General features: G+C 71.9%; 9 protein-coding genes. 6 read left to right on the top strand and 3 right to left on the bottom strand.

From position 1 onward, the window contains the following. Positions 1-65: 65 nt before the first annotated feature. Positions 66-182: a SapB/AmfS family lanthipeptide gene (locus tag D1369_RS02955; RefSeq protein ID WP_020117173.1), complete on the bottom strand. Its 117-nt coding sequence runs from the start codon at positions 180-182 to the stop codon at positions 66-68. 59 nt (positions 183-241) lie between these two features. Further along, positions 242-2,866, bottom strand: coding sequence for a class III lanthionine synthetase LanKC (gene lanKC / locus D1369_RS02950; RefSeq protein ID WP_118082233.1), 2,625 nt, complete (start codon positions 2,864-2,866; stop codon positions 242-244). 195 nt (positions 2,867-3,061) lie between these two features. Here lanKC and D1369_RS02945 point away from each other — a divergent pair, with 195 nt between their 5' ends. The 5 genes from D1369_RS02945 to D1369_RS02930 all read left to right on the top strand — a co-directional run bounded on the left by D1369_RS02945 (position 3,062) and on the right by D1369_RS02930 (position 7,889). Then, a complete protein-coding gene (locus D1369_RS02945; protein WP_118082232.1) occupies positions 3,062-5,509 on the top strand; it encodes a SpoIIE family protein phosphatase in 2,448 nt (815 codons plus the stop codon). Between the two features lie 47 nt (positions 5,510-5,556). Then, positions 5,557-5,976 (top strand): CBS domain-containing protein, encoded by a 420-nt coding sequence (locus tag D1369_RS02940; protein ID WP_037902347.1) that lies wholly within the window; start codon positions 5,557-5,559, stop codon positions 5,974-5,976. 152 nt (positions 5,977-6,128) lie between these two features. After that, positions 6,129-6,305 carry a hypothetical protein gene (locus D1369_RS42790; protein ID WP_007386633.1) on the top strand — a complete coding sequence of 59 codons (177 nt, stop codon included), beginning with the start codon at positions 6,129-6,131 and terminating at the stop codon, positions 6,303-6,305. Between the two features lie 74 nt (positions 6,306-6,379). Then, entirely contained in the window at positions 6,380-6,685 is a 306-nt protein-coding gene (locus tag D1369_RS02935; RefSeq protein WP_037902349.1) for a hypothetical protein, read from the top strand. A 400-nt stretch (positions 6,686-7,085) separates the two neighbouring features. Then, a complete protein-coding gene (locus D1369_RS02930; protein WP_037902350.1) occupies positions 7,086-7,889 on the top strand; it encodes a class I SAM-dependent methyltransferase in 804 nt (267 codons plus the stop codon). A 70-nt stretch (positions 7,890-7,959) separates the two neighbouring features. Here D1369_RS02930 and D1369_RS02925 read toward each other — a convergent pair whose 3' ends face one another. Continuing rightward, positions 7,960-9,912 carry a glycosyltransferase family 2 protein gene (locus D1369_RS02925; RefSeq protein ID WP_118082231.1) on the bottom strand — a complete coding sequence of 651 codons (1,953 nt, stop codon included), beginning with the start codon at positions 9,910-9,912 and terminating at the stop codon, positions 7,960-7,962. Between the two features lie 313 nt (positions 9,913-10,225). On the opposite strand from D1369_RS02925, the gene D1369_RS02920 reads away from it, so the two are divergent. Beyond that, positions 10,226-10,750, top strand: a complete 525-nt coding sequence (locus D1369_RS02920) for a metallophosphoesterase (protein WP_037902353.1) — start codon at positions 10,226-10,228, stop codon at positions 10,748-10,750. Positions 10,751-10,780: the final 30 nt, after the last annotated feature.

The raw sequence follows: 10,780 nt of genomic DNA, 5'->3' as shown, positions 1-10,780 counted from the left end.
AGAACCCCGGGCGGCCCCTCCCTCGCGGGAATGGACCGCCCGGAGTCATGGGCGCACGATGTCTGTCAGAGACAGAGCGTGACGCTCGCGGCGCTGACACAGGACAGCAGACTCAGGGTGCTGTTGCCGCCGCCGCCGGTGTGCTCGTCGGACTCCATCGTCTGCAGGTCGAGAAGTGCCATCTCGGTTTCCTTTCCTCGGTGTCGTCCACCCGTGGGGACGGGGTTGGGTCACGGCTCCGTCAGATCGCGGAACCGCGTTTGTGGGGCCGCCGGAGCGGCGGCAGGAACGGCAGGTGCGCGGTCGTCGGGGCGCCGGGGGCCGCGTGGGCCGCGCCGAGCGCGAGCAGGCACCCTGCCGTTCCGGTGCCCAGGTCCATCGACAGCCGCATCATCTGGTGGCCCGGGAAGGCCAGTTGGCCCTGGTAGTCCATCGAGAACCAGCCGAGCCCGTCGATCTGTTCGGCGAGCCGCTCGCGGGTCGCGCCGGGGGTGTCCGTGCGGGCGAGGTGCAGGATCATCCCGGCACGGCCCTGGAACAGGCCGGGCTGGACGTAGAAACGGCTGGTGGCGGCGGTCAGCACGCCGGCCCGCGCCCGCTCGAACTCGCCCTCGGTGTCGGCGCCCTGGGCGAGGTAGTCGTCCAGCACCATCCCGATGCCGGCGCTTCCCTCGCCGAGGTAGGGCAGTGTCCGCCAGCCCTCGTCGACCTCCAGCGAGCCGCTCGGATGCGTGACACAGCACTCCAGATCCCTGCGCAACGCCACCTCGGCCGCCCTCAACAGCAGGGGCTCACCGGTGTGTTCGTACTGCCGCAGCAGGAACAGCGCGGGCCCGGTCCACCCCTTCAGCAGCCCGGCCCGGCGCCGCTTGGTGTCCGCGGGGGGCTGCGCGAGCCGTCGTACGAGGACGTCGGCGGCCTCGGCGGCACGGTCCCGCAGCTCCGACTCGCCCGTCGTGCGGGCCAGTTCGGCGAGGACCAGGCCGAGACCGGCCAGGCCGCCGTGCAGGTCGGAGGCGAGGTTCTGCCAGCGTTCCGCCAGGACGCGCTCCACCAGGTCGAGGGCGCGCTGCCGGTGCCCGAGCCGGTCCAGGACGTGGGCGACGCCCGCGAGACCGTCGTACAGCCCGAGCGGTGTGCCCGTGGGCGGGGGCGCGGTGCGGGCCAGGAGCCAGCGCTCGCCCTCCTCGTACCGCTCCGCGCCGACCGCGTCCAGCGCGTACAGCACCCCGGCCGCGCCGTGGGCGAGCCCGAGGCCGCCGCCGTCGTTGAACTGCGTGATGTCACCGGGGAAGAGCCGGTCCTCGCGCTCCGGGGTGGCCGAGGCGAGGAGCGCCTTGACCATGGAGTCGCGGCTGTAGGGCCAGTCGCCGGGTTCGACGAAGGACGGCACCGCGCTCGGGGTCGTACGCCCGCCGTCGGTGTCGGTGGTGATGTCCCGGGTGATCTCCGCGACCGCCTCGTCGAGGAACTCCTTCGGCACGTCCGGGAACTGACGCAGAATCACCTCGGCCAGATGGGCCGCCTTCCCGCGGTCGACCACGAACAGCGTGGTCACGGGCAGGAACAGGGCGATCCGCAGACAGGCCAGGGCGTAGCGGTCGACGTCGATGCCCTTGCGGTCCGGCGGGGCGAAGAAGCCGGGGTGGGCGACCACCTGGCGGCCGTTCTCCTCGACCGGCGCCGCCGCCTCGAAGTCGAGCAGGGAGACCGACTCCTCGTCGGGTCCGACCATGATGTTGAAGACGTGCAGGTCGTTGAAGACGATCCCGCGCGCATGCACCGCCTCCACAGCCCGCTCCACCGCCCCGTGGATGCGCACCGCCCACGCCGTGTAGTCGGCGACGGCCTGCGGATCGGGGTCGGGACCGAGCAGTGGATGGCGCTCGGCGAAGAACGAGTTGAGCGGGCGCCCCTCAAGGAAGTCCATGACGAGGAACCGGTGGTCGCCGAGGGTGAACCAGTCCCGAACCTCGGGCACCACGCCCGTTCCCGCCACCTGTACCAGGGCGTCCTTCTCCCGCTCAAGGCGGGCGATCGCGTCCGCCCCGTCGGCGGCCAGTCCCGCGTGCGGCCGGCCCTCCTTCAGGACGACCTTGCGCCCGTCGCGGGTGTCGGTGCCCGTGTAGACCCCGCCGCCGTTGGAGAAGTGCAGCGCCTTCTCGATCTTGTACGGCAGCTCGCCGACCGTCGTGGTGTTGCGTGCCTCCAGATGGGGCTCCAGGAAGGGGGGCAGCGTCACCCACTCGGGCACCTGGAAGGACGGCTCCCGCCGGTCCGGCACCAGCTTGCCCGCGCCGTCCCGCACCGCCGGCACCAGTGAGCCCCGGTCGTCGACGACGAAGGTGCGCGCGAACGCGCCGTAGCGGACGTAGAGCGGGCCCTCACCCCAGCGCAGATCGGTGAGGATGTACGGCCCCTCGAAGCCCTCCAGCAGCTTGCCCAGCTCACGGAGCACGTCGTGCAGCTGCTCCTCGTCGGCCGGGTAGATGGTGACGAACTTGCCGCTGGTGTCGCGGGCCGCGTACTTGGTGTTGCGCAGGTGCAGCAGATGCGGGCCCGGCACGAACTTGAACGAGATGCGCCGGGGCACGCAGTAGTCCCACACGATCGCGGCGATCCGCTCCGCGTTCGCCCGGGTGGCCGAGGCGTGGATCTTCCAGCCCTGCGACGGCCCCGGCGCCGGCTTCCCGTCCGCGCCGAGCGGCGTCAGCGTCAGCCAGTCACCGATGCGTGCCGAGTCCCAGCCGGCCGGCACCGCGCGGCGCGCCGTCTCGTAGACGGGCGTCTCACCGGCGGAGATCCGGTCGGGCGTCTCGTAGAAGTGTCTGTCGGCGAGCGCGTACACCTCGTAGCGCTTGTCCATGCGTCCCCCTTCTTGGCCCACCCCAGAGCCTTCCAGCGGGGAGGCGGCCACGGACAGTCACGGCTGTCACGAGATCACCGTGCGAAACGCATGCGTCAAGATGTGTTCGAGGGGTTTCGAGTGCGTGGGCCGCCGGCGCTCCACCGAACGCTCACAGGGGCTGCGCACGTGCCGTATTAGCGCTGTAATGGCCAAGTGGTGAGTGAGGGCGCTACGGGACGCAGAACGAGAACGCTGCGTGCCGAAAACGCCCTGACCTCGCTCATGAACGGTCCCGAATCGCCGGAAAGGCTGCGCCGCGTCCTGGAACAGGCGCTCGTCTTCACGGGGGCGACCCTCGCCGCCGTGTACCGGCCCGGTGCGGACGGCGACCTGCTGTACCTCGTCGAGTCGGCCGGCGTCCCCCAGACGGTGTACGGGCTGCGCGACAGCTATTCGGGCTCCGGCGACTCCCCGCCCGCCCACGCGTACCGCTCGGGCCGGCCGGTCTTCCTCGGCCCGGAGGAGCTCGCCACCTGCGCCGAGTCCCGCAGGGTGGCCCGGCGGGACGTCCACCTGGCCGTGCTGCCCGCGCACGGTGACGACGGCGGGGCCTGTCTCGTCGCCGTCAGCGAGGACCCGCACGGTTTCGACGACGAGGACCGCAAGTGCCTCGAACTGATCGCCGGCGCGGTCGTCTGCCCCGTGCCCGTCCCCGCCCCGGAAGGCACGGAACCGCGCTCCGACGCCTTCAGCCTTGCCATGGACACCGGCCGCATCGAGGTGGGCGACGGGATCCTGGAGCTGTTCGGCATGAACCGGGCCTCCTTCGACGGCAAGGTCGAGACCCTGCTCGGCCTGGCCGTCCCCGAGGACCTGCCCTCGCTGATGTCGCTGTTCGAGGCAGGCCACATGTCCATCGGCGACCGTGAGCTGGAGTTCCGCATCCTCCAGCTGTCGGGGCCACCCAAGTGGCTCAGGCTGCGCGGACGCATGCTGCCCGGCGGCGAGGGCAGTCCCTCCCGGCTCGTGGGCACCGTCGCCGACGCCTCCACCCTGCGCTCCGACGTCACCGACGTGGCCCGCGTGCAGCGCCTGGCCGCCGCCCTCGCCATGGCGGGCACCGTCCGCGACGTCAGCCAGGCCGTCGTCTCCGCCCTCCGCGCCCCCCTCAGGGCCGACCGCATCGCCCTCGCCGAGCTGGAGAACGAACGGCTCGTCGTCACCGTCCTCGACCCGCCCGAACCGGAGTCCTGGCCCGAGCTGTGGCGCCTGGAGTGGCGCAGCGAGTGGCCCGAGGCACCCGTACGGGCCATGCCCACCCTGGCCACCGCCCTGCGGGAGGGCCGCGCCCAGATCTGGCCGGCCGGCACCGTCCTGGAACCCGCTCTCGCCGACGTCGGCCCCGGCGGCCTCGCCGTCCTGCCGCTGCCCGCCGCGGGCCGCATGGCCGGTGCCTGCCTCATCGGCTGGGACACCCCGCACCACTTCGACGCCGACGAACGCGCCCTGCTCACCGCCTCCGCCGGTCTCGCGGGACAGGCGCTGATGCGCGCCCACGCCCTGGACGCCGAGCACGAACTCGTCGGCATGCTCCAGCGCCAGCTGCTGCCGCGCCGTCTGCCCAAACTGCCCGGCGCGGTCGCGGTCGCCCGCTATCTGCCCAGCACCGCGGGCCTGGAGCTGGGCGGCGACTGGTACGACGTGATCCCCCTGCCCGACAACCATGTCGCCCTGGTCATCGGCGACGTCCAGGGCCACAGCGCCGCCGCCGCCACCCTCATGGGCCAGATGCGCACCGCCCTGCGCGCCTACGCCGTGGAGGGCCACCCCCCGGACGTCGTCGTCGCGCACGCCAACCGCCTCCTCATGGACCTGGAGAGCGACCTCTTCGTCACCTGCACCTACGTGGACCTCGACATGGAGGAGGGCACCGCCTGGTGCGTCCGCGCCGGACATCTGCCGCCGGTGCTGCGCCACCCCGACGGCACCACGGAGATCGCCGAGAGCGACGGCGGCCCCCCGCTCGGCGTGGTGGCCCAGGCCGACTTCCCGATGACCCCGCTCCGACTGCGGCCCGGCACCCTGGTCGCCCTGACCACCGACGGCCTCGTCGAGTCCACCGAGGCCGACATCGACGTGGGCATGGACCGCTTCGCACACGGACTGGCCGTCTCCGACCCCGCCCACCTCGGCCTCGTCGCCGACGCGCTGCTCGGCGGCGCCCGCCGCAGCGACGACGTCGCCCTGCTCCTGCTGCGTTACGACGGCATGGCCACCCAGCCGCTCCGGGAGACCTGGACGGTCTGGCGGGTCCCCGAGGCCGCCCGGCACGCCCGCCGCTTCACCCGGCGCACCCTGCGCGTCTGGGGCGTCCGCGAGGACGCCATGGACACCGCTCTGCTCGTCGTCTCCGAGCTCGTCACCAACGCCCTCGTGCACACCGGCGGCCAGGTCCGCCTCGACCTCACCCTCATCGGGAGGCGCCTGCGTGTCTCGGTCGCCGACACCTCGCCGCGCACCCCCGCCAAGCCCACCAACATCGGCTGGGAGGCCACCGGAGGCCGCGGCATCCTGCTCGTCGAGGCCGTGTCGGCGGCCTGGGGCAGTGTCCCCGTCAGCGGCGGCAAACAAGTGTGGAGCGAGATCGCACTCGACGGCTGAGGAGGGGTACCCGGAGCGGACCATCCCCGCAGACAGTGAGGTACGTCATGACTCAGCACGTCAGCGACATCATGACCAGCGCCCCGGTCACCGTGGAACCGCAGACCTCCGTGACGGCCGTCGCCAGGATCATGCGCGACCAGGACCTCGGCGCCGTCCTGGTCACCGACGGCGACGAACTGCGCGGTCTGGTCACCGACCGGGACCTCGTCGTGCGCTCCCTCGCCGAGGGCGGCGACCCGGAACAGATCACCGTGGCCGGCGCGTGCAGCGACGACCTGCTGACCGTCACGCCCGAGGACGACCTGGATCACGCGATCGAGCTCATGCGCGAGCACGCCGTGCGCCGCATCCCGGTCGTCGACCACGGCCACGCCGTCGGCATCGTCTCCCTCGGCGACACGGCCATGGAACGCGATCCCGGATCGGCCCTGGGCGACATCAGCGTGGCCCGGCCCAACACCTGAGCCGGGCAGGCCGGTTCGGCCGGCCGTCAAGTTCCGGCGCCCCGGTTCCTCGACGAATGTGTGTGCGGGGCGGGGGTTGAGGGGCCGCCCGGTCCGTTTGTCCCGCGCTCCTCGGGGGACCCGGAGGGCAGCATGGAAGGACGGTAACCACCGTGACCCCGCAGACCGTTGAGCAATCCGTCGCACGCCGGCCCGAGACGGGCTGGTCCAGGGCCCGCCGCCTGCACGGCAAGGAAGAGCTGCGGACCTGTCTGCCCGCGGTGGCGGACCGGATCGGACCCACCATGGCGCACACGGGAGAGGACAACATCTTCCGCGGCGAGGACTGAGCGTCCACCCCCCGCCCCCAAGTCACCCCCCCTGCCATGGCCGGTTCTTCCTGATCCGGGCTAGGGTGGCGCAGATGAAGGCTCTCGCGCTGCCCGGCGGCCTGGATCACCTCACCGACGTGGGGACCACCCAGGTTCAGGTGATCGTCGGCGACAGATCCGGGTTCGGCCCGGAGGAAGAGCCGGAGCAGCCCGGGAACGACCTCGCCCACGGTGGCGTGCATCCGGCCACGCCCGCGCTCCATGACGCCGTTCGGGCCATCGAGCCGACCCGGCGAGGCGAGTTGGAGATCACCCACGCCCGTCGGCACCTGGCGGGCGTACCCCTGCGTCACCGTCCCGTCCGTGGCGACCACGGCGAGGTGCGGATCTCTTCGTGAGTCTCCTTGCCGCCGCACCCGTCTGTGCCGACGAGCCCCGTACCGCGCCCCTCACCCGGAGCGTCACCCTCCGTCTTTCGGCACTTTGCCCGTCTTTTCCCTCCGGATCACGCTCCTCGGCGCGAAGTCCTGTCATGGGAAGCTCACAGCAGGTATGTTCCACGGAAACCGGTTCCGGCCCGGGCAGCCGGTACGGACCGGGGCGGGGACTGTCCCGGCACCTCGGCCGACCCGGACCGGGACGGCCCCACCAGCAGCGGGGCCGTGATCGGGCCCGCACCACGCCCCGCCTACAGCGCCCTAGGGCACGACGGTGGACGGAGGTCGCGTCGGCCTCGCACCGGGACCGGCGGTCCGCCCTGCACGAAGCACTGCCACACATCCGCAAGGAGAATTCCCAGTGAAACGTCACGAGTTCCTGCGGGGGCTCCACAAAGCCAGCGCGAACCGGAACTACCTGGAGATCGGCGTCAACGACGGCCGCAGCCTGACGTTCTCCCGGGTACCGAGCATCGCGATCGACCCGGCGTTCAAGGTGGTCTCGGAGATCCGCTGCGACGTCCATCTGGCGAAGGCCACCAGCGACGACTTCTTCGCGCGCGAGAACCCGCTGCAGCACCTGAAGGGCGGCCGCCACCCGCTGCGGAACATCGTCCGCAACCGCAGCCCGTTCGGCTACTGGAAGGACGTCACGCTCGACCTGGCGTTCATCGACGGCATGCACCTGTTCGAGTACGCGCTGCGTGACTTCATCAACGTCGAGAAGTACTCGGACTGGGCCAGCGTGATCGTCTTCGACGACATGCTCCCGCGCAACGTGGACGAAGCGGCCCGCGACCGGCACACCAACGCCTGGACCGGTGACGTCTACAAGGTCATCGAGGTCCTGAACCGCTACCGTCCCGACCTGGTGACGGTCCTGGTCGACACCGAGCCCACCGGGCAGCTCGTGGTCTTCGGCGCGGACCCGACCAACACGGTGCTCAAGGACAAGTACGACGAGATCATCGCGGAGTACGTGGTCCCCGACCCGCAGAAGGTGCCGGAGACGGTCCTGGAGCGGACCGTGGCGATCAAGCCGGAGACGCTGATCGACGCCGCCTTCTGGAAGCCGCTGGTGAACGCCCGCAACCGCGGCAGCAAGCGGGACCGCAGCTGGGAGCACCTGCGCACCAGCCTGAAGCAGCTCAGCGACGCCGGCTGAGCCGAGCGCGGTGAGCCGGGGAGGACGCGTCCGCGTCCTCCCCGGCTCTGTTTCGCCCCTCGGCCCGCTTCTACTTGCCGCGTGCCCTGAGCCGGCGGACCAGCCTTCCGGCCAGCCGCCTCGCCCTGCGGACCAGCGGCTGCCCGGCGGCGGGCCGGGGCGGGCGCACGGCCACGACCTGGACGCTGCCCCCCTTCACCCGCAGCGTGAACGGCAGCGGATGGAAGCGGGGCTCCTCGGCGTCGGGCGCCGGGCTGAGCGCGACCCGCCAGGTCCCTCCGGTCAGGTCACCCAACGGCAGCACCGCCTCCAGGAGGGCTGCGGAGCCCTGGGGACGCAGGATGCCGGACACCTCTTTGGCGGGCGCGGCGCCGGAACCACCGGTGAGCTTGAGCAGCACCGGCGTGTCACCGGGCACGTGGAAGGGCACCGGAACCTCGACGCGGTCACCGGTGACCGCGACCTCCCCGGGCGTGACCCGCCCGAGCTCCAGGCGCTCGCCCGCCATGTCGACGTCCAGGGCGAGGGTGCCCTGCTTCGCGGTCCAGTACGGCAGCACGACCCGGCCGCCTGTCACACCGGCGTCCGCGGCCGTACGCCCCTTGAGGGAGACCGGGCCCAGCCGGGACTGCTTGGTCCAGCCACCCAGCTTGACGCGGACGAACACGTCCCACAGCCCGGCGTCGAGGGGGCCGCCGTCGGCCGCGGTGGCCGGATCCAGGGCCGCCGTGCCCCGCAGCACCAGCCGCACCCGGCCGTCCTGCGCCGGAACGGTCTCCCGGGTGAACTCCACCGGCTGGAAGTACTGGGCGGAGCTGGAGCGTTCCCGCAGCAGCAGGTCGACCGTGGCGCGCTTGAAGCCGGCCACACTGTGAGCGCCGACCCGGTCCACGGCTTCCGCGACGGTGGTCGGCGGCTCGGTGATCGGGGCGGAGCTGCCCTCGGCGGGGAACGTCATCGGCGTACCGCCGGACGCGAGCTCGGCGGACAGGCCGACCCGCAGCACACCCCCGTCCCATTCGACGCCGTCCGGCTCGACGACGGAAGCGACGGAGGCCTCCCACTCGGCGAAGGCGACCAGGTCGTCGAGCCGGCCGTCGGCGATCAGCGCGGCGACGACCTGCTGGGTGGGCTGGAGACCGGCCGCGACCCCGGGTCCGAAGCGCTCGACGACCACACCGCGGATCTCGGTGAAGAGCTCCTTGCGGTAGTCCTCGGGCGCGGCGAGCAGCCGCCTGCCGCGCATCCGCTCGACCATCTCGTTGCGCAGCCAGCGACGGAACAGCCGGTCGCGGGTCGGCCCCGGCTCGGTGTACTTCTCGACTACGTCGAGCGCCTCGCGCAGGTTCGCGAAGTAGCCCACCGGGTCGAAGCGCTGGAAGCCCGCGTTGGAGGCGTCGTCGCGCTTGAGGTGGTAGTAGCAGACGTAGTCGCTGAGCACGGAGACGTTGTCCGCGCGCAGATACGCCTCCGTGACGAAGACGTGGTCCTCCAGCCGGCGCCTGCCCTCGGGGAAGCGCAGGCCGATCCGGTCCAGGAAGGCCCGCCGGAACATCTTGTGCGGGGTCAGGCTGTCGATCAGCGGGGCGTTGTCGACGGTGGCACGGGGGTGGTTGCGGCGGAACAGCTCCACCGGGACGCCCCGGCCCTTGCCGGCCATCTTGCCCACGACCACGTCGGCGCCGTTGGCGACCGCGTAGTCGTACATCCGCTCCAGGGCCTCGTCGCCGAGGTAGTCGTCGTTGTCGACGAACATGACGAACTCGCCCTGGGAGGTCTCGATGCCGACGTTGCGGGGCTTGCCCGACCAGCCGGAGGCCTCCTGGTGGATGACCGTGATGTTCTCGACCTCGGCGGCCAGCGCGTCGAGCCGGGCCGGCGTGTCGTCGGTCGAACCGTCGTCGACGAAGATCGCCTCGAACTCGTCCGGGGGCAGGGACTGCCTGCGCAGCGAGGCGACGCAGTCCTCGATGTAGTTCCCCGGGTTGTAGACGGGGATGACGACGCTGACCTTGACCGGCATCGGTGTCCGGACTCCTTGGGTGGCTTGTGGCTTGCGTCACGGATCGACGCGTTGTGCGCCGATGTTAACGCTGCCGAGCAAGTGCCGTGGCAGCAGGCTGCCTTGACCGGCGGCACCCTGGGCGACGGCGCGACGTGCGGCGGATCCGCGGCAGCGAGGCGGCGACGGCCGACGCCGCGATCGTGGTACCGCGTGGATGAAGAGGGCAGACGGGCGTCGCCGGTTCCGCGACATCGACACGGACTTTCGAGACAGGCATGGGCGCGCCCCGCATATGACCGGCGCCGGCCTCGCACTCCTCTAGGGTGACGCCGTGCGCCTGCTGCTGATGTCCGACACCCACCTGCCCAAGCGCGCCAAGCAGCTCCCGGCCCCGCTGCTCGCCGAACTCCCGCACGTCGACGTGGTGTTCCATGCCGGTGACTGGGTGGACACCGCCACCCTGGACCTGCTGGAGAGCCGCAGCGCACGGCTGGTCGGGGTCTACGGCAACAACGACGGGCCCGAGCTGCGCGCCAGGCTGCCCGAGGTGGCGTACGCCGAGCTGGGCGGCCTGCGCTTCGCCGTCGTCCACGAGACGGGTGCGGCCCAGGGGCGCGAGGCCCGCTGCGCCGCCCGGTACCCCGACGCCGACGTCCTGGTCTTCGGCCACAGCCACATTCCCTGGGACACCACCGCCCCCGGCGGACTGCGACTGCTCAACCCCGGTTCGCCGACCGACCGCCGCCGCCAGCCTCACTGCACCTACATGACGGCCACCGTGTCCGACGGCCGTCTCACGGACGTGACGCTGCACCGCCTGCCGCCACGGACCGTACAGCGTCGTTCACACGGCTGATGCGTGGCTTGCCTCCGAGAGCGGTGTGGG

It is taken from the genome of Streptomyces sp. CC0208, from assembly GCF_003443735.1.
GTDB lineage: Bacteria > Actinomycetota > Actinomycetes > Streptomycetales > Streptomycetaceae > Streptomyces > Streptomyces sviceus.
Note: the sequence above shows the minus strand (reverse complement) of the source record. Positions and strands in the feature narration are given on the sequence as shown.